We start from the raw sequence: 20,245 nt of genomic DNA, 5'->3' as shown, positions 1-20,245 counted from the left end.
CCATGACGAATCTGTAGTGCAAAGTGTGACAAGAAATTTTAAAAATATTTAGCTCGATAGTAGTACGTCCAAATAATAGCGGCTATTTCTCTGCTAAAAATAGCAACAACGGCGCTTTTCCGGATAATGCGGTCGTTTCCCGGAAATGACCAGATCCCTTTCCGTTCAGCTACCAGAAACAAAGCTGCATAGAAATCCATTTACCTGGAGGTGAATATCTGGAAAGTATTGGTTACAACTTTTAAGAAAAAACACCGGAGAAAAAAATAGGAAGAACAAGACACTCAATCACAAGAGCAGATTGTTTTACTGCAATCACTTTGCGAGAAAACTACTCAAGAGGTGGAATTGCCTGCACAGGCAATTGCAGGATTGGGGGATTTGTTGTTTCGGGTTAGGGGGATTGTTGAAAAGCAGAGTAGATAAAATTGAGGCGGCTTTTTGAGCCGCCTTATGAAAGAGATATATTCTTATTTAATTTTCATTAAAGTACTCATTTTTACCCTTGTCTGAAATTGCATATTTAATAAGTGCTCCATTCATTCTATTCCTAGTTATCAGACCATGCTTTCTATCTAACTTCTCCGCCCTTTTAGCAACCAGATAGGACGAAATATCTAATTCCTCCGCCAAATCCTTTGCATACAATTGACTATCGCTACTATTCAACTCATGCAAAATTCCAAGCTCAATTCTTGGTAGCAACTTTGACTTATCTATTTTTTCTAGCTCAGTTTTAATGCCATCTGAAATCGCCTGCACATGAACCTGACACTGACAATCAACACACTTCATTTTGTTAAATTCTAAAAACTGAAGCTGCTCGTAAGGATACTTGCGAGCACAGTCAGGATTTATGCATTTGATATGTTTGGAGTTTCGCAAAAACTCTTCAAAAATAGATTCGAAGTCAAATGGCCTAGCAATAAAATACTTTCGATAGTCCGATCCAATGGGCTTCCCCCACTTCATATTTTCTAGCAAGGTCAGCCCATAATTAAGACAATAAACGGATATTTTTCTTCCGTCCCTATCGCTCATTTCAGCATATTTTGAAACAAAAAAATTTAACTCTAATGTTCTAACAAACTTTTCTAAATTGGGAGAAAAGTAGAAATGGCTAGTAAAGGGATTGTTTTTATCAGATTGATATACTGCACCGGACAACTCGCCAGTGATAACTTGACGGCGCACTTGCTTTAGCTTATTGATAAAGACATTCAGAAGCTCTCTCTGCTGCAATTCGGAAACTTTCTCGTCAAACGAAAGCAAGCTATGACTAGTTACCTCAAAAAAAGAATAGACGACCTTTTCATAATATTTTTGTGCAGCAGAATCTATTGCTGATTTTGTTATTTTTTTTCCAACTGAAATATGAGTTTGATGACAGTAAAAAAGTAAGTACCCAATAATTCTAGGAACATTTAAAGATGCCTTGAACAGCAGCTCCATATAATCATCTATAGAGGTAGTATTATTTACATCAAAAAATTCATCTATAGCATTCGTACTAAAATATTTGACTCTCGTGCCGACAAGTCTTTTAGTGAAGTCAAGAGAAAGAGACTCCATTGTATTTTTGTCATAATTTGAGTAGAGGTTGTAAAAATCCAAATCAATCACATCGACCTTTCCTTTATCGATGTCGCCAAAATATAAGCGGTTTGGATACGCCGCAACTTTAAAACAGATAAATTCATCGCCCCAATTATTCAGAGGTGAAAGAACAACATCAACAAAATTCTTTATGGTTGCCTCTTCGACTTCAGAAAAATCATCAAGAAATATGACTAATTTTTTTACGTGAAGGACCGATAAAATCTCTTTAACTTCATCTATGACATCTTTAATTTGAAAAACTTTTAACAATGCACCGGAAAATTTCTTTTCCCAAACATCAATTTGTTTAGATCGATCTGTCTTTGTATTCCCTAACGCGCCATTTAAATCAAAATTTGGCCCACCACCATCCACACCAAAACTAATCGCACCATCTTGCTTATTTGCTACTGCAGATTCTTTCTCCGTTGACGCGGATATTGAGTTTACATACTCGTTGATGACTGGCAACTCAATGGCTTTAAGGTGTTGATTATTTTCAATTTTAATGTAAAGACCAGCAACACGATCCTTTACAGCTGTTGTTCTACTAAGACCTATAACATTGGCAAACTTACTAAGATAGGAGTCAGTTTTTAGTTCCAGTTCTTTTACTATTGCCTTCAATACACTTTGGATAAACGAACGTTCCACAAGGTACTTTTCAAGAGCTTCTGATGGTATTTTACCTTTTAAATAATCTAAATTCTGGTAGTCGCTTTTTGTGCTTTCAAAAACTGTTTTTGTATCAATATAGCAAGGAAGATAATCCTCCCTTTTTCGATACTCACTTTCCAAACGCAAAATTATTGTAGATTTCCCAGTCCCTTTTCTACCCACCAAAAAGGACGTATTATCAGAAAGAATCATTTTATATACCTGATTTTCAGGCAAAAGATCCGTATAAAGTTTGTCTATTAATGACCGCTCATGCTCATCCTTTATTTCTGCCCGTTTAAATCTTTTCAGTGAATCGGCAACCTTAAAGAACTCTTCTCTATTTTTTTCAGTTAGCATATTTATTCCATTTGATTCATTTGAAAGATACAAAGGTAGACCATATAGCTACACGAACGTCGTTTTCTGTTTAAGACCGCACAAGTCATCAATCATACTTATTAAATGCACAACAGCAAGTTACAACTAATAACCACTTAATCTGTTGCATTAGCTTCCGCATATACACATCTAAAAAAAACATGTAGTGGATAGATCAAAAGCCCATCTAAATCAGGCCCTGGAAAACAAAAAACCCGCTTATCTTGCGATAAGCGGGTTTTTAATTTGGTGGAGCTAAGCGGGATCGAACCGCTGACCTCAACACTGCCAGTGTTGCGCTCTCCCAGCTGAGCTATAGCCCCAGATTCGTCGACATCCTGTCTCTGAGTGGCGCGCATTTTATGCAGCCGGTTCCGGAGTGTCAAGCAAAAGTTTTGGGCTTGTACTCCGGTTTTTTATTGGGAAATCAAGCGGTTAACTATTAACCGCTGGCTCCTCTTGGGCTGTGCCTAACTTGTCGAAGATTTTCTCCAAGTCTTTCTGTTTGTTTTTGCCGAAGCCGCCCAAGGCGTTGATTGCGTGGCGGATGCGGGCGCGGCTCATGTCGGGGCCGATGATATGCATGGAGTCCACTACCGAGAAGCTCGCGGTGGTGCCTGCGATGGCGACGAAGACCGGCGCGAGGGCGTCTTTGATCTTGATGCCCATTTGATCCGCAAGCAGTTTGAGTTCGACAAACAGGTTGTCGCGCTCCCAGGTGCGCAGGGCTTCCAAGCGCCAGAGGGCGAATTGCAGATATTCTTTTTGCTTTTCGATATCCAGCTTATTGCCTGCGAAACTCGCTTCGTTCACCGGCATCATGCCGCTAACGAGGAAGCCGGCCAGCGGGGCGAAATCGCTCAGGGTGGTCATGCGCGATTGGGCGTGTGGCAGTGCTTGCAGCAGGGTTTCTTGGTTGAGTGCCCAACCGTGCAAACGCTCGGCAAGTTGTTCAACGGTGAAGTTCTCGCGAATCCACAGGCTGCTGAGCCAGTTGAGTTTTTCCACGTCGAAAATCGGGCCGCCTAATGACACGCGCAGCAGGTCAAAATGTTCCTGCATTTCGGCGAGGGTGAATTTCTCGCGCTCGTCCGGCATTGACCAGCCCATGCGGCCGAGGTAGTTGAGCATGGCTTCTGGCAAATAACCCATGCGCTTGTAATAAAGAATGCTGGTGGGGTTTTTGCGTTTGCTGAGTTTGGATTTATCCGGATTGCGCAGCAGCGGCAAATGGCACAGCACTGGCGCTTGCCAACCGAAGTATTCGTAAAGTTTCAAATGCTTGGGCGCAGAGTTGATCCACTCTTCGCCGCGAATCACGTGGGTGATTTGCATAAGGTGATCGTCCACCACGTTGGCGAGGTGATAGGTGGGCATGCCGTCGCCTTTGAGCAGCACTTGCATATCCACTTGCGACCATTCGATCTCGATCTTGCCGCGCAGCATATCGTCGATTTCACACACGCCCTCTTCCGGGATTTTCATGCGGATCACATAAGGCTCGCCCGCATCCAACTTGGCTTGTACTTCGGCGGGCGATAATTTCAAACCGCGGCCGTCGTACTTGGGCGTTTCACCGCGCGCTTGTTGCTCGCGGCGCATTTCGTCCAACTCTTCCGCAGTCGCGAAGCAATAAAAGGCATGGCCTTTCTCGACCAGCTCGAACGCGTATTTACCGTAGATATCCATCCGCTCGCTTTGGCGATAGGGGCCGTGCGGGCCGCCCACGTCCGGGCCTTCGTCCCACTCCAAACCTAACCAGCGCAGGCTGTCCAGAATCGCTTGTTCGGATTCGGGCGTGCTGCGGGTTTGGTCGGTATCTTCAATGCGCAACAGGAATTTGCCACCGTGTTGACGGGCAAAACACAGGTTGAACAGAGCAATATAGGCGGTGCCTACGTGGGGGTCGCCGGTGGGCGATGGGGCAATACGGGTGCGGACTTCAGACATGAAACGGCCTTTTGTGCGAATCGATAAAGGAGAAAAGGCGCGCATTATACGCTTGAATCACCCGGCGGGAGAAACAGGCTGTTTAGAATCCCCCTTTTTTCAAAGGGGGAAAAATGAACTCCTCCCTTTAACCAAGAGCGGCAGGGAGGGATTTGTAGTTACCCATTTCCATGGTAATGCCCAATTGCTCCATCGCCTGCTGGGGGTTAAAACCAGTTTTCTCGTAGCGGGCTTTTACCTCCATACGCGCGGCCGCAATGGATGCCTGATCCTGCCATTCCACCAGCGTGACCAGTGAAAAACACTGGTCGTCGATGGGTTGTTCTAATAGAAAATCCTGAATAAAACCCGGCTGGGTTTTGAGCAGTGCGTGAATGGAGTGAATACGGGGGAGAAATTCTTCGCGCGCGGCATGGGGCACAATAAATCTATCCAAGCGATAGGCCCGTGCAGACTCGACACTTGCTTGATTTGACATAGGTATTCCTTAGTTGAGTACAAATGGCTGGTGGTGATGTTTACTGGCCCAGGGTTTCATCCCAAAACGCGGCTTCAATTTTGTGGCCTTCCAGGTCGCGCACAAAACAGCCGTAATAGGGTTCACCGTATAGCGGGCGCGGGCCGGGTGGGCCATCGCAAGTGGCGCCTGCGGCGATGGCTGCATCGTAAAAATCGTGCACTTGTTGTTTGGTTTGGGCGATAAACCCCATATGGAAGCCGTTGCCGACGGTGGCGGGTTTGCCGTCGTGTGGCAGTTGCACCCAAAACTCGGGGTAGAGTCGCCCATAAGCGACAGCGCCGGGGTGCTCCATAATCACCTGAATGCCGAGTGATGGCAGCACTGCATCGTAAAACGCGCGTGCGCTTTCGTAATCGTTAGTGCCTATGGATAGATGCGAAATGATGCTGGGGTTTTCAGTACTCATGATCTCTCTCCGTGATTTAGAGGGGGAGATAACAACTTACCACCATCACTGCCCTTAACAGGAGTGACAGCCATCATCACTAATAAAGGATAAATGTAAGCAACCGCTGGATGGCGGACGTTTATCACTCCCCCGATCTGTAGTTTTTGAATTAAAACTACCAATTTTGACAAAGTGCAACTCTTTGGGCGATTCCAACAAGCCCACGAACGACTTACCCCCTATCCTCCGCGCCACTGCCATTTGCTTAGTGGCAGTAGCCCCGTGTCATTAATAATGATTAATAAATCACAAGCCAAGCCTGCCAAGTCTTTTGAAAATTCGCAAAGGCTGAACGCAAGCTGCGCATGCTCCGGAATATTTTTTATGCCACTCACATTGAACCGTTTTGGAAAACACCTTGTTAAAGGTTTAACCCTGATGACATTGTCATCAATCGCTTTTTTTACCCAGGCAGAGCCAGACCCCAATTTTCATATCTACTTGATGTTCGGCCAATCAAATATGGATGGGTCAGCTGCCATAGAACCACAAGACAAGGTCACGAATGATCGCGTCAAAGTCATGGCAAATTTAAATTGCAGCGACTTGGGACGGACTTATGGGAGTTGGTACACCGCAGCGCCACCACTTAATCGCTGCCAGCACCCACTAACAACCTGGATTGGCTTGGGCCCAGGTGATTACTTTGGCAAGACCATGGCGGACGGAATGTCGAGCACTGTCACTATTGGTTTAGTGCCCGCCTCTGTGCCCGGTACGCCTATTGAACTATTTCAAAAAAGTGCACCTATTGGACGGAACAATGCAAATATCCCTGCACAATTTGATGGCGGTTATGCATGGCTTTTGGATATGGCAAAAAAAGCACAAGCCAGCGGTGTAATAAAAGGCATTATCTTTCATCAAGGCGAAAGCAATACGTCTGACCAACAATGGAAGTTCAAAGTAAAAGAAATCGTGACCAACTTGCGCGAGGATTTGAACATCGGTGATGTTCCCTTTATCGCGGGGGAATTACTTTACGCGGACTACAATGGCTGCTGTCACTGGCACAACCCGGAAATTAATAAATTGCCAGACCTGCTCAGCAACAGCTTCGTCGCATCCGCCGCTGGTTTACCCAATATTCCTGGCGATGGTGCACACTTCTCCACGGAGTCAGTGCGTGAGTTCGGCATACGCTATGCGCAAATTATGCTCGAAAAAATTGACCGCACATCAACCTTGCCCGACGTGGAATCCAGTAGCAGCGCGATGAGTTCATCCTCTGCAACGAGCAGTTCGGCGCAATCCTCCATAGCCTTAAGTAGCACCACCAGTGTTGCGGGCAGTAGTTCATCTGCGAAAGCAGGCTCCTCTTCCGGCGGCGGTTCAATAAGCGCTTTACTCTTGTTATTCACCAGTTTTTTTCTTTTTGCCCAGCGTAAGAAATATTGCTAAAAAAAAGCCCCGGCAAGCCGGGGCACAAGGGAGAAAATCACTAGCAGAAAATTTACAGCGATTGCAGGAAGCGCAGCAGATCCTGTTTTTGGCTGGCGGATAAGGCCGAATAATTGTTTTTGGCGTTTTGACCTTCACCGCCATGCCAGAGGATGGCCTCTTCAATCGTGCGGGCGCGGCCGTCGTGCAAGTAGCTGGCTTTAGGTACGCAAACTTCGTTGCCATCCACCCCAAAAGGTACACCGCCCGGTTGACCAGTCACACCACCGGTAACACAGGCAGAAACACCCAAGCCCCAGAGTGGCGCGGTACGCCATTCGGCGCCGCTGGCTTGGCCTTCACCCAAATTGTCCGCAAGGCCGGGGCCCATGTCGTGCAACAGCATGTCGGTATAGGGGCGAATGGTTTGCGAGCGCAGTTCAGCGAAGGGGTGGTATTGGCTGGTGGTCATGCTCTCCACATGGCAGCCAGCGCAGCCGATATTGTTAAACACGGTGCGACCATTAATGACCTGCGCGTTGTTGTAGTCGCGCTGTGGGCGAACCCCGAGCAAGGCAACGTATTTGACCAAATTATCCAAATGTTGGTTGGCCAGTTCCGAACCGCTCGGGCCACAGTTGGTTTGGCTGCTGCCGCAATCGGGGTTCGGCAATACGCTGGTCATCACCCCCATGTCAGTATTAAACGCCGATGCCACTTGATGCTTCACGCTGGTAGTGCCGGCTTTGTAACCAAAGCGACCCAACCGGGTTTGCCCGGTGACCGGATCGGCAATGCGTTGGGCGCGACCGGAAATACCATCGCCATTGGCGTCGTTAATATCTTCACGGGCGAGAATAGTGGATTCGGGAATTGCCTCCAGCAGGCCGATACCCACTAACTGCGGCGCCAAACGGGCGGAGAAAGTCTCGGGGCGCAAGCCGGTGAACTGGTAGTTGGGTGAACGCAAACCGCCTGACTCAGTCCAGAAAGCGATGGACGGAGTGCCTTCGCTGGTCGCACCGCCATTGGCTTGCGGTTGCAATACACGGCCCATTTGTGGATGCGGATTGCCCTGTGCATTGCCGACTTTAAATACCCAGCGATCCAGCGCCTCACCTACCGCCGCTACGGGTGCGCGGCCATTGCGTTCATGGCAGTGCGAGCAGCGATCACTCACATAACGGGTGCCGGATTTACCCACCATCTCACTGAAAACACCGTTTTCCGGGTTCTCGTCGTGACCACCGTTAATAAAGGAGGTGTGATGTACGCGACGACCGAGCACAAACGCCTGACCATTCACCGCGCTCAGGTTGGTCGCCATCTGCTGGAAGTGGCCGTCGGGCTCGGCGGTCATTTGTACGTGCAAGCTGGTATCGCCACCCAAACGGGCATTGGCCGGCATGGGCATAGAATCGCGCTGCTTATAAACACCGCCCACAAACGGAACCTTGTCGGTCACATCCCACGGCACTATGCCCTGCCCGACTATGTACAAATAGGTGGTGCCGTAATAGTTGTCGCGGCCGCGAATCACGCTGTTTTTGTCGAGGAATTGGCTGAGTTCAAATTCCAAGCGGTCGCCAATTTGAATGGGGCGATTCTCGCGGCAATTCCAGCTGGCTTCCTTCCAGTAGTTAAAGTCGTTAATGCGATTCATCACCCCGTTGCCACAGTATTCGGCAAGGGTATTCATGCCGATGTAGAACCAGCGGTTCTCCGCTTGCAGGTCATCCAAACGGCCTTGGGTGACTACGTTCATGCGCACTGTGGTACCGCCTTTGGCGACGTAATCCACAATCTCAATAGCTGCCGTGCGCTGCTCCCAATAAAAGGTGAGGTAGTGATCGTAGGCTTGGAAATGGTTTTCCTTGGCATGGCGATCGCGCGCGCGGTCGGCAATACGGGTGACCAGTGCGTCACCGCGATCAAACTTGATCACCGGTTCCAGCGCCGTGGTGTTGTTATACAGCGGCACTATGTTGCCCAGCGGTGTACTGCTGGCTACCGAACTGGAACTGGGTGGTGCAATAGAACTGCTACTGGGCGGTACTGAGCTGGGCACTGAGCTACTTGACCGCGATGAACTGGGTAGGCTGGAAGACCCGGCACCCAGGGTGTAATTCTTCCACTCGGTATCCTGCCCCGCACCATTTTTGATAATGGTGAAGTTGGCGCGCACTACAGCGCCCGCCGGCAAGCCGCCGATGTCGTAAGTCCATACACCGTTGGCGAGGTTCATCCGCACGTTTTGCTGGGCGCCGCCGTTGACGGTGTAATGGATATCCACCACATCGCCGCCGGTAACTGTCGCGCGCATGGTGGTGCTATTCAAGGTGGTCACGCAGCCGAGCGCGCAACTGCCGGATGAGCTGGGCGCGGCAGATGAACTGGATGAAGCGACCGGAACGGCGCCAAATACATCCATCTCAAAAATCGAGTAGCCCCAGTTATTGCCAGCGCTGCGGGTGATGGCGTTCATCCGCACGTAGCGATAACTGCCCGCAAGCAGCACAGTGTCGGTACGGTTGCCGAAAGTGCCGCCGGTACGCAGGGCCAGTTGCGTCCAGGTAGAGTTGTTATTGGAGCCGAGAATTTCATAGCGCTCGGCATTGGCGGCCTCCCACAAAATCACCACCTGCGACAGGTTGTAGACCTGGCCTAAATCCAGAGTGAGCGAGCTGGGTGATACACCGTGATTGGATTCCCAGCGCGTGGTGCCGATGTTGTCGATGGCATAGCTGGCCGGTTGCAGGCTGGTGCTGCCAGTGGCCGATACGGGGTTGATATTGATGGTTTGCGCTATGGCGGAGACGCTGCTGAGCGCGACTAGCGCCAATAGCATCCGCCGACCGAATTGCATAATTCGCATCTGATGTTTCCTCGTTGTCTGTCGTTATTGTTAGATAGCGGCTGGCAGGCCCGAAACGGCGTGGAGTTGCCAGTCGGAAAGGAGTTTACGAGGGGTAAAAGTGGCTGTCGTCCCACTCTGATGGGTTTAAAAAGTGAACAGCGGAAGGTGTTTTAATCTGCAAAGGGAGAGAAAAGTCGAACCTCTGGCCGCCACTCAACAGCGGCCACAAGCAAAACCTTCAATAGATACCGGCACTTGAAGCCCTTGTGCCACAAGGGTTTGGATAAAAATGGGACGTATGACTAAACCATCGCCAGGCGAACCTGGCGCACCAATAAACCTGCGAAAAATAAATCTGCACACAACGCGAAGCCGGTCACATCAGCTCCAGCTGCAACTCACCACCCGCCTCCATCGATAATTTGCGGATACGCTGGGCGGCGCGGATCAGGTTGCGGCTATTGGTGCCGGATGCCGGGTACTCACTGTAACCAAAACCCCAATTACAAATAGTTGGCTGGCCATTGATGGTGACAGTGGCACTGAAACGCCGGGATACACGTTGTAACAATGTCTGGATCATCTGCCGGTTGTTGGAGGGCAGAATCGCCATGTAACTGTTGCCACTGTAACGGGCGATAAGCTCAGCAGTGGGCAATTGCGCTTGTAACTCGGCCACTACGTATTGGGTAAGTGCCTGGGCATAGGGTTCACCGTAACGCTGCCACAACTCGCGATAATCGGTCAGCTCAAAATAGACCAACATGAATGGCGCGGGTGTGGTGTCAGCAGTGGTTACTGTGAGTTTTTCCAATACCTTGGCCTCCAAAAAAGAGCGGTTAGCCAAACCGGTGATGGAATCATAAAAGGCGGTTTGACGCGCCGCCTCGTTGCGCGTGCGCTCCTCCTGGCGGGCGCGCTCCATGGCGCGGAAATCGGTGTAGGCGGAGTAAATCGCCAACAGCAACAAAATACTCGCCGCAATCGCCGTGGGAACGCCCATCCAATCGCCGCGCAGCAAATTATCCGGGTGTGACGTTGCACCTTCGGGATAAGTCGCCGCCGCCATGCCGGTGTAGTGCATACCGCAGATTGCCGCACCCATCACCAGCGCTGCCACCACTTTGGTCAGCAGGGCATACTGCGGGGGAACATCGCGCACCTTGCGGCAAATCACCAGCGCTGCGCCGGAAGCGACAACCGCAATCACTCCCGAAAGGATCACCAACAAGGTGTTGTATTCAATACCGGGGTGCATTTGCATGGCGTACATGCCGCCATAATGCATAGCAAAAATACCCGCGCCCATAATCAAGGCACTGGAGGCGATAGTTTTTAGGGAGACCTTGGAAAGGGTAATAACATAAAGAGCGAGGGCCGAGGCCAGCACGGCGGGAATCCAGGAGAGCAGGGTTAAAGTCGCACTGAACGTCATGTGCATATGCATCGGCATGGTGTAAGCGCTCATGCCCACAAAATGCATAGACCAAATACCGCTACCCAAACACAGAGCCCCCATGCCCAACCAGAAACGGCGCGAACCCCCGCTCAAGCTGAATACCCGGGTACCAAAATAAATAGCAGTGTAAGAGGCGATGACCGCCACACAGTAGGAGGCGAAGACTAAAACCACGTTATAAGAACCAGCCATGATCATTACCTGTTGTAATAGATAGGTGGTTCTACGCGCCAAAGAAACTCGCGGATCAACCCGCCCGGCAAGCTTTACATTTCTTTCAGGGGAGTTGATGGAGGCAATTCAGCTACCCCGCCCAACGCGCGGGGCAAGGTGACATAAAAGCAGGTGCCTTCGCCCGGCTCGCTGACAAAATGAATACTGCCCTGCTGCCGTTCAATCAGGTCTTTGGTGATGGCCAAGCCCAAGCCGGTGCCCCCTTTATTGCGCTTGCTGGAGGTATCGGCCTGACTAAAAGGTTCAAAAATATGGGCTTTGAAATCTTCCGGTATACCCAGCCCCTGATCGCGCACTGAAATACACAGGTGCGCATCATCGGTCAGCCTCACCGCCAGGGTAACGCTGGCGCCGGGCGGTGAAAACTTGGCGGCATTGGACATTAAATTACCCAGTGCCTGAATGAGCCGGTTCTCATCCCCCAACACCGCTTCCTGTTCTGCCACGCCTTCACTAATAAAATAGCTAACGCCAAACTGATGGGCATAAGCGCTCAACTCATCCTTTAAACGCATCAGCAAAGGCATGATTTTGACGGGCGCTATGCTAAAGCTCATATGCCCTGTGGCGATTTTCTGCATATCCAGAATGTCATTAATCAACAGCAGTAAACGGTCAGTATTGGTGCTGGCGATATTCACTACCGACTGCATTTTCTCCGGCAGTTCACCCAGCGCGTTGGATTTCAACAACCCCAATGAACCGCGAATAGAGGTAAGCGGTGTACGCAATTCGTGACTGACCGTGGCCACAAACTCACTTTTCATGGTTTCCGCACGGCGGCGCTCGGTAATATCCTCCAGCGTGGTAATGGCAAAACGGGTATTGCCGCGCCAATCCACACCAGGTTTACCCCATATCTGCAAACTGGTGCGGCGCCCATCAACCACCAGATCCACATCGTCAACCATCGCCGGCTCCCCCTTGAGCGCGCGGATTGGCGGCAGTTCGTCCAGGGGATATGGCGTATCGGTGCCCGCGCGATAAAAATGCCCCAAGTGGTTCAGCACTATGCGTTCTGAGTAGTTCAAGCTACTGGAGTAACCCAAGATGTCGCGCGCGCGACTATTGGCAAAAGACACCTGTGCATCGCTATCCAGCACCAGCATAGCGGTGGGCATGTCCTCCACCCATTGCTGAAAACGATGCTCCGTTTCGCGCACCAGTGAATGGTGATAAAGAACAATTGAGCGCACCACCACCGCAATACACAGCGCCGTGCCCACGACCATATTTACCCAGGCAGCCGGGTGAGCGTTGTAGCGATTGAGGTCGGCCCGTGGCTCCAACAGCCCTGTCGCAAACGCAAGCATAAATAACAGCAGCACCAACAACACAGCGATGCCCATCACAATACCGTGACGCAGGGAATAGACCGCACCACTCACCACCGCGCCCATCATCAACCACCAGAGCCCGGCGGAGGCCAAACCAAAATTGAATACCCCGCTCACCCCTACCATCCAAAACACCCCGATCAACAGAGGAGCTTTGTAGCGAATGGGTAAGCGCTGGCGATAAAACGCAATCAACACCACCGCCGTGGCAAGCCCAAGGTGCACCCCGTAGAGCGGTAACCAGCCAGTAAATTTGATACGAAATAACGACAGGGGGATCAGGATGAGAGTCAACCAAGCGAGGTGGCGCCAAATTTGATCAAGGAACTCATGGCGCAAGCGCCCAAGCCCATGAATTTTTTTCCACCGCTCCACAGCTACCCCACTTTTGTTCAAGCCCAGTTTTGTACTCTCAGCCTAGCCCAGAATGGCGCAGTTGCGCTGTCATCAAAAACAACATTTCTCTTTTTTGATCCAGCACAAGCCAAACCCATGTGTTGGTCGATTGCGTTATCCCAAAGCTGCGACTCAACCTCCTGCAGCAAAATCAGGCAGCAAAATTAAAAATAACTAAATTAGATATTGCTAATTTAATAAATACTAATAAACTATTTTCATGACAACCGAGGATCTCCCATGAACACACCCCAGATCAACCTAAGCCGCCTTTCCGATATGCAAAGCCACGCCCAAGCGGCAGCGGGCCTGCTCAAGGCGCTGGCCAATGAAAACCGCTTGATGATTATGTGCACATTGATCGGCGGTGAAATGTCTGTCGGCGAATTAAACGAAAGAGTGCCCTTGAGCCAATCTGCCCTCTCGCAACATTTAGCCAGTTTGCGCGAAGCCGGATTGGTCAGCACACGCAAAGAAGCGCAGACCGTTTACTACCGGCTGGAGGGCAACGAAGCGACACAAGTTATCGCCGTGCTGCAATCCATTTACTGCCCTACTGATCCATCTTGATTCATTACAGCCACGAGGTATGACCATGAGCCACAAACGTATTCACCCGGTAGATTTAATGGCCAACAGAACCGCCGATCTGTGCATTTTGGATGTGCGCACCACCGCCGAGGTAAAAGCGGCTGGCCTGCCCGACTGCCTGCATATTCCCCTGCATGATTTAACCCCCGAACGCCTGCAAGCCGAGATCGCCAAAAGCGGTAAAGATGGCAAGGTCGTTTATCTGCTGTGCCAGGGCGGCAAACGCGCCGAAATGGCGGCGGATCAGTTAAAAGGCAAGCTCGACGCCGAACTGGTGGTTATTGAAGGCGGCATGAATGCGGTCAAACAATCCAATATTCCGCTGGCCGCACAGGGGAAAAAAGTGATTCCACTGGAGCGCCAGGTGCGTATCGCCGCCGGTTTATTAGTGATCACCGGCGCGGTATTGGGCACTTGGTTTAACCCGGCGTTTTATGGTTTGTCGGCGTTTGTCGGCGCGGGGCTGGTGTTTGCCGGTGTAACCGATATTTGCCCCATGGGAATGCTGATCGCCAAAGCGCCCTGGAATAAATAAACACCGGAAACACATAACGCGAGCTATTTATGACCTCATGCGAGGAATAAAAACGTGTTGCTGCTGATTGGGTTATTAATTGGGTTAATTCTCGGCCTCACCGGCGCTGGCGGCTCGGTATTTGCCGTGCCGCTGCTGTTATTGCTGGGCGGCATGTCCATGGTCGATGCCACGGGTATTTCGTTAGGTGCGGTTGCCGTCAGCACACTCTACGCCAGCTTGCGCAACTCACTGGCGCGCAACCAATCCCCCATTCTTTGGCAGCCGGGGCTGATTTTGGCGATTAGCGGCGCACTCAGTGCACCCGCCGGAAAATGGCTGGGCCTGCAGCTCAGTGAGCTATGGTTAATTAGCGGCTTCAGCTTACTCGCTGCCATGATTGCGCTGCGCATGTGGATAAATGCGCAAAAAAATCCACAGGCGGCATTGGTCGTTCGCGCTGGCAATTTTGCCAACACACCCAGCCCGGATCACCTGTGCAATCTCAATCCCACCGGCCAATTTGAATTGCGGCCACGATGTGTGAGTGGTTTGCTGATCGGCGGTTTAGTGGTTGGAGTTTTATCGGGTCTGTTTGGTGTGGGCGGCGGGTTTTTAATTGTGCCGCTGCTGCTGGCACTGAGTGCGGTGAGCATGGCGCAGGCGGTGAGTACATCGCTACTAATTATTGCGCTGATCAGCAGCTCAGGTTTTATCAGCCACTTGGCGATGAGTGAAACACAACATTGGGACTGGTTAATGCTCGTCGCTGCGGGCGGTGTGCTTGGCATGATCATCGGCCAAACCGTCAGCCATAAAATTGCCAATGTGTGGTTACAAAAATTATTTGCGGTGAGCTTGTTAGTGGTTGCACTGATTACTCTTGCGAGGTACTTATGATTTTTCGCCAACTATTTGAACGAGAGTCCAGCACTTATACCTATCTCATCGCCTGCGAAACAACCCGCAAGGCGGCGTTAATAGATACAGTAAAAGAAGATCTGCCCAAATATGTGCAACTGCTACAGGAATTGGATTTAACACTGGTTTATGCACTGGACACCCATACCCACGCCGATCACATTACCGCGGCTGGTGCGCTGCGCGATTTAACCGACTGCACCACCCTGCTCGGCGAAGAGGCGCACTCGGCCTGTGTTTCCCACGCCTTGCGCGACGGCGAAAAAATTGCAGTGGGCGAATTAACCCTCACTGCTCTTCACACCCCCGGTCATACTGACGACTCCTACACCTATCATTTAATCGATGACAGCGAGCAGTATTTATTTACCGGCGACACACTGTTAATTCGCGGCACTGGCCGCACCGATTTTCAAAACGGCGATGCACGCGATCAATATGACAGCATTTTTCAAAAACTTTTAAACCTGCCCGACAACACCTGGGTTTACCCAGGCCACGACTACAAAGGCTGGACACGCAGCACCATCGGCGAAGAAAAAGCGCACAACCCGCGCCTGCAAGTCAAAGACGTTGCGGCTTATGTGGACCTCATGAACAACCTGCAATTACCTAATCCTAAATTAATGGACATAGCCGTACCGGCAAATCGCGCCTGCGGTAAAAACTAATATGGATTTTTTAAGGAGTCACTATGAATAGCACACGTATGAGTTTCGCATTAATACTTGCACTAACTGGTGTTATCTTTTTATCCGCCTGCAGCAAAGATTCGCCCGCCCCTGCCGCGCCGAAAAAAATACCAGAACTCGCCAGTATTCAGCTGCAACTACAAACCACTGCACAGGAAGTGAAGTACGACGGTGTGATTGAAGCAATCAATCATGCGACTGTGTCGGCACAAACCTCCGGTCGCATTGTCGAAATTCCCGTGGATGTGGGCGACTATGTCGCCAAAGGCGATCTGATTATTCGCTTTACCGACACCGAACAACAAGCGCGCGCTGCCAGTGCCAAAGCGCAATTTACTGAAGCCCAGGCGCAATACACGCGCATGCAAGAAATGCTCGCGAAAACATTAATCGCCAAAGCAGATTTTGATAAAAGCGAAGCCGCGTTTAAATCCGCCGAAGCCAATCTGCGTGAAGCAGAACAAAACCTCGCTTACACCGTCATCTACGCACCCTATGCTGGTATTGTCGTAAGCCGTGCCGTCAATGTGGGTGAAACGGTTGTTCCGGGTAAAGCACTGATGACGGGTTTATCACTGGAGCAATTGCGCGCGCAAGTGGATATTCCCCAGCAACACATAGGCCCAGTGCGCAAATATAAAAAAGCACGTATTTATTTGGCAGATGACAAAATTCTGGACAGCGGCGATTTGCGCATATCTCCCAGTGCGGATCCACAAACCCATTCATTTAAAGTATTGGTGAATCTGCCAGAAGGCGATCACCAACTATTCCCCGGCACTTTTGTGAAAATTGGATTTGTCACTGGCGAGCAGGAACAATTGTTAATTCCGGCGAGCGCCATTAGCAAACGCGGCGAAGTGAGTGGCGTTTATGTGATAAAAGAAAATGGGCTGGAATTTCGTCAACTCAACTTGGGGTCGCTTACCAGTAATAAAAACTACCCCATCCTCGCTGGTGCAAGTGCTGGTGAAACAATTGCTGCTGATCCTATCGCCGCTGCCAATGCTTATAAAAATTTGCACAGTGCGGAGCAATAACTTATGGAGCCCAACAACACTCAGCAATCGCTCGGCGTTTCCGGTCGCATCGCACGCGCATTCTTAACCACGGAAATTACCCCGCTATTGGCACTTACCGGATTACTGCTCGGCATTTTTGCCGTGCTGGTAACGCCGCGCGAAGAAGAGCCACAAATTAATGTGACCTTTGCGAATGTGTTTATCCCCTTCCCCGGCGCCACACCGGAAGAGGTGGAAGCACTGGTGACCAATCCCGCCGAGCAAATCGTTTCAGAGATTGAAGGTGTCGAACATATTTATTCCACCTCTTCACTCGGCATGGCGAGCCTCACCGTACGTTTTGAAGTCGGCCAGCCGCGCACGGATGCAATCGTACGTTTATACAATGCGTTTTATGCCAACAGCGATTGGCTGCCGCGCAATCTCGGTGTAGGCCAACCGCTCATTAAACCCAAAGGGATTGATGATGTACCCATAGTCGCGCTGACCTTATGGAGCCAAAATGATGCAACTACCAATAGTGATTTATTGAGTGTTGCACGCGAATTACAAACCCAATTGCAGCGTGTACCCGGCACGCGCGATATCGATATTCTCGGCGGCTCCGATAAAATCGTGCGGGTATTATTTGATCCGGAGCGCATGGCCGCATTTGGTTTAGCGCTGGATGATTTACGCCATGCACTTGGCGCCGCCAACACCTCCCAAGCCGCCGGTTCGTTGTTAAGCGATAACCGCGAAATGCTGGTACAAGCCGGGGATTTTTTATTAACTCCAGAAGAAGTGGCAGATCTGGTGGTGGGTGTGTACCAAGGCGCGCCGGTATTTTTGCGTGATGTTGCACAGGTGAGTTTAGGTGCTGATCAACCCACGCAATATGTCACTCATGGTTTTGGTTCTGCATCGATTAATGCAGACGGAAAAAACAGCGGTCGCTATCCGGCAATTACCTTATCCATTGCCAAAAAGCCCGGCGAAAATGCAGTAGATGTAGCCGGGCAAGTGATTGAACGTGTTGAGCAGTTACGCGGTGTGAGTGTGCCGGATGCAATCAATGTGAATGTAACGCGCAACTATGGCGCAACGGCGGAAGACAAAGCGCAAACGCTGATTAAAAAATTAATTTTCGCAACGCTCTCCGTGATTATTCTGGTGCTGATTGCCTTGGGCAAACGCGAAGCTGTCGTTGTGGGCGCGGCTGTCATAGTTACACTTGCGATAACACTATTTGCTTCATGGGCCTGGGGCTTTACGCTCAACCGTGTATCACTCTTTGCATTAATTTTTTCCATTGGCATTTTGGTGGATGACGCAATTGTGGTGGTGGAAAATATTCATCGCCATATGAGCCAGGGGAAATTATCGCTCAATGAAGCCATTCCACTTGCAGTCGATGAAGTGGGCGGCCCGACTATTTTGGCCACCTTTACCGTGATTGCCGCGCTGCTACCCATGGCATTTGTGACGGGATTAATGGGGCCTTACATGTTACCCATTCCGATTAATGCGTCGACCGGCATGCTAATTTCCCTTGCCGTCGCCTTTATGTTTACGCCCTGGTTATATCGCCGTTTATTTGCGCATGTTGATCACGGCAGTGTTAATACCAGTGCGAATGCACATGAACCCCACGGCAACAAATTCCTGCCATTTTTTATACGTATTATGAGCCCGCTATTAAAACGCGAGGCCGGGAAAAAAGCGCGCCTGTGGTTGCTGGGTGGGATTCTCGCATTAATTGCGGCATCGATTGGTTTAGTGGTCGTGCAAGCGGTGATGTTAAAAATGCTGCCCTTTGACAACAAAAGTGAATTCCAGATTGTGGTGGATATGCCTGAAGGCACACCGTTGGAAAATACCCAGAAAGTGTTACAAGCACTCGCCGATAAATTGGAAACCATTCCCGAAGTCACTGACTATCAATTGTATGCAGGCACCTCGGCGCCGATTAATTTTAATGGCTTGGTGCGGCAAAATTATTTGCGCCGCGCGCCGCACATGGGTGAGATTCAAGTCAATTTAGTGGACAAACATCTGCGCAGTCGCAAAAGCCACGAGATTGCTCTTGCCGCGCGTGAATTAATTGCAGATGTTGGCAAAACCATGAACGCGAATATCAATGTAGTTGAAGTCCCGCCAGGCCCACCCGTGTTATCGCCTCTGGTGGCGGAAGTCTACGGCATGAATTACCAACGTCAGCTTGATGTCGCCAAGCAGGTGCGTACCGCCTTTGAAGCAACGCCCGATGTTGTCGATGTGGACGATACGATTGAAGCACCACAAACCCGTTGGTTAATTGCAGTGGATCGCGCCCGCGCCGCGCGTTTGGGTGTGGATCAAACCAGCATCGCCAATGCCATCAGCACTGCACTCGCGGGTGAAGATGCTTCTTACCTACATACTGCTAATGCAAAAGTTGCCCTGCCCATTCGGCTCGAATTGCCTGCAGGTGAGAAAGACAGTCTGGAACGCGTGTTGGCGATAAAAATCCGTGCGCGCGACGGCAATTTAATCGCACTTAGCGAGGTCACTCAGGTCATCGAAAGCCAACGTCAGCAAACCATTCATCACAAAGATCTGCTGCCAGTGGTTTATGTATTAGGCGATGTCGCCGGTGAAACCGACAGCCCGCTTTATGGTTTAGCCGCGATTTATAAACTCATCGAAGAGACACCAGTAGATGGGCAAGTTATCGACCAGTATTTAAATTCGCAGCCCGAAAGTCCGGTTAATTGGAGCCTGAAATGGGACGGCGAGCTGCAGGTGACGCTGGATACTTTTCGCGATATGGGTATCGCCTACTCCGTCGGTCTGGTCATGATTTATTTGCTGGTGGTGGGCATGTTCAAAAGTTACTCAGTGCCGCTGATCATCATGGCACCAATTCCGCTCACCATTATCGGCATCATGCCCGGCCACGCCCTGCTCGGCCAACAATTCACCGCGCCCAGTATGATCGGCATGATTGCGTTGGCGGGCATTATCGTGCGCAACTCAATCCTGCTGGTGGACTTTATCCAGCAAGAGGTACGCAGCGGTAAATCGCTGGAGGACGCGACCATCAGTGCCGCTGCTGTACGCGCCCTGCCCATTGGCCTGACCGCGCTGGCAGCCATGATGGGCGGCTTCTTTATAGTGGATGACCCGATTTTTGGCGGTTTGGCGGTATCGCTGATTTTCGGTTTACTGGTATCGACTGTGCTGACCCTGGTGGTAATTCCGGTGGTTTATTACGCGTATCACTACCAAAAGAACTAACGCCCCTCCCGAATGCCCTAATCCCCCTC

The 20,245-nt window shown here is 50.4% G+C and carries 14 protein-coding genes and 1 tRNA gene; 7 read left to right on the top strand and 8 right to left on the bottom strand.

What is annotated here, in order from left to right; translation table 11 throughout:
- Positions 1 to 474: 474 nt before the first annotated feature.
- The 5 genes from D0B88_RS10100 to D0B88_RS10080 form a co-directional block, all read right to left on the bottom strand.
- Positions 475 to 2,616: a MarR family transcriptional regulator gene (locus tag D0B88_RS10100; RefSeq protein WP_151056899.1), complete on the bottom strand. Its 2,142-nt coding sequence runs from the start codon at positions 2,614 to 2,616 to the stop codon at positions 475 to 477.
- Positions 2,617 to 2,884: 268 nt separating this feature from the next.
- A tRNA-Ala gene (locus D0B88_RS10095) sits at positions 2,885 to 2,960 on the bottom strand.
- A 112-nt stretch (positions 2,961 to 3,072) separates the two neighbouring features.
- Positions 3,073 to 4,587, bottom strand: a complete 1,515-nt coding sequence (gltX, locus tag D0B88_RS10090; RefSeq protein WP_151056897.1) for a glutamate--tRNA ligase — start codon at positions 4,585 to 4,587, stop codon at positions 3,073 to 3,075.
- A gap of 127 nt (positions 4,588 to 4,714) precedes the next feature.
- Positions 4,715 to 5,065, bottom strand: coding sequence for an antibiotic biosynthesis monooxygenase (locus tag D0B88_RS10085; protein WP_151056895.1), 351 nt, complete (start codon positions 5,063 to 5,065; stop codon positions 4,715 to 4,717).
- Between the two features lie 40 nt (positions 5,066 to 5,105).
- Positions 5,106 to 5,513: a VOC family protein gene (locus D0B88_RS10080; RefSeq protein WP_151056893.1), complete on the bottom strand. Its 408-nt coding sequence runs from the start codon at positions 5,511 to 5,513 to the stop codon at positions 5,106 to 5,108.
- Positions 5,514 to 5,879: 366 nt separating this feature from the next.
- Between D0B88_RS10080 and D0B88_RS10075 the strand changes: the two genes are divergently transcribed.
- The gene (locus D0B88_RS10075) at positions 5,880 to 6,956 is read left to right on the top strand and encodes a sialate O-acetylesterase (protein WP_191966409.1); all 1,077 of its coding nucleotides are present in this window, start codon (positions 5,880 to 5,882) and stop codon (positions 6,954 to 6,956) included.
- Between the two features lie 52 nt (positions 6,957 to 7,008).
- On the opposite strand, the gene D0B88_RS10070 is transcribed toward D0B88_RS10075, so the two are convergent.
- The 3 genes from D0B88_RS10070 to D0B88_RS10060 all read right to left on the bottom strand — a co-directional run bounded on the left by D0B88_RS10070 (position 7,009) and on the right by D0B88_RS10060 (position 13,197).
- Positions 7,009 to 9,810 carry a di-heme oxidoredictase family protein gene (locus D0B88_RS10070; RefSeq protein ID WP_225318314.1) on the bottom strand — a complete coding sequence of 934 codons (2,802 nt, stop codon included), beginning with the start codon at positions 9,808 to 9,810 and terminating at the stop codon, positions 7,009 to 7,011.
- 358 nt (positions 9,811 to 10,168) lie between these two features.
- Positions 10,169 to 11,443 carry an MHYT domain-containing protein gene (locus D0B88_RS10065; protein ID WP_050977054.1) on the bottom strand — a complete coding sequence of 425 codons (1,275 nt, stop codon included), beginning with the start codon at positions 11,441 to 11,443 and terminating at the stop codon, positions 10,169 to 10,171.
- 74 nt (positions 11,444 to 11,517) lie between these two features.
- Entirely contained in the window at positions 11,518 to 13,197 is a 1,680-nt protein-coding gene (locus D0B88_RS10060; RefSeq protein ID WP_151056889.1) for a cell wall metabolism sensor histidine kinase WalK, read from the bottom strand.
- 261 nt (positions 13,198 to 13,458) lie between these two features.
- On the opposite strand from D0B88_RS10060, the gene D0B88_RS10055 reads away from it, so the two are divergent.
- Genes D0B88_RS10055 through D0B88_RS10030 form a run of 6 tightly spaced genes read left to right on the top strand, consistent with a single transcriptional unit; the run spans position 13,459 to position 20,216 of the window.
- Complete coding sequence (locus D0B88_RS10055; RefSeq protein WP_151056887.1) at positions 13,459 to 13,788, top strand: metalloregulator ArsR/SmtB family transcription factor; 330 nt, start codon at positions 13,459 to 13,461, stop codon at positions 13,786 to 13,788.
- Between the two features lie 25 nt (positions 13,789 to 13,813).
- Positions 13,814 to 14,344 (top strand): rhodanese-like domain-containing protein, encoded by a 531-nt coding sequence (locus D0B88_RS10050; RefSeq protein WP_225318313.1) that lies wholly within the window; start codon positions 13,814 to 13,816, stop codon positions 14,342 to 14,344.
- Between the two features lie 54 nt (positions 14,345 to 14,398).
- The gene (locus tag D0B88_RS10045) at positions 14,399 to 15,223 is read left to right on the top strand and encodes a sulfite exporter TauE/SafE family protein (protein WP_151056883.1); all 825 of its coding nucleotides are present in this window, start codon (positions 14,399 to 14,401) and stop codon (positions 15,221 to 15,223) included.
- A complete protein-coding gene (locus tag D0B88_RS10040) occupies positions 15,220 to 15,915 on the top strand; it encodes an MBL fold metallo-hydrolase (protein WP_151056881.1) in 696 nt (231 codons plus the stop codon). Before D0B88_RS10045 ends, D0B88_RS10040 begins: the two co-directional genes overlap by 4 nt.
- A 23-nt stretch (positions 15,916 to 15,938) precedes the next feature.
- Entirely contained in the window at positions 15,939 to 16,976 is a 1,038-nt protein-coding gene (locus D0B88_RS10035) for an efflux RND transporter periplasmic adaptor subunit (RefSeq protein ID WP_151056879.1), read from the top strand.
- A gap of 3 nt (positions 16,977 to 16,979) precedes the next feature.
- Positions 16,980 to 20,216, top strand: coding sequence for an efflux RND transporter permease subunit (locus tag D0B88_RS10030; protein ID WP_151056877.1), 3,237 nt, complete (start codon positions 16,980 to 16,982; stop codon positions 20,214 to 20,216).
- Positions 20,217 to 20,245: the final 29 nt, after the last annotated feature.

Source organism: Cellvibrio sp. KY-YJ-3, assembly GCF_008806955.1.
Lineage (GTDB): Bacteria > Pseudomonadota > Gammaproteobacteria > Pseudomonadales > Cellvibrionaceae > Cellvibrio.
Note: the sequence above shows the minus strand (reverse complement) of the source record. Positions and strands in the feature narration are given on the sequence as shown.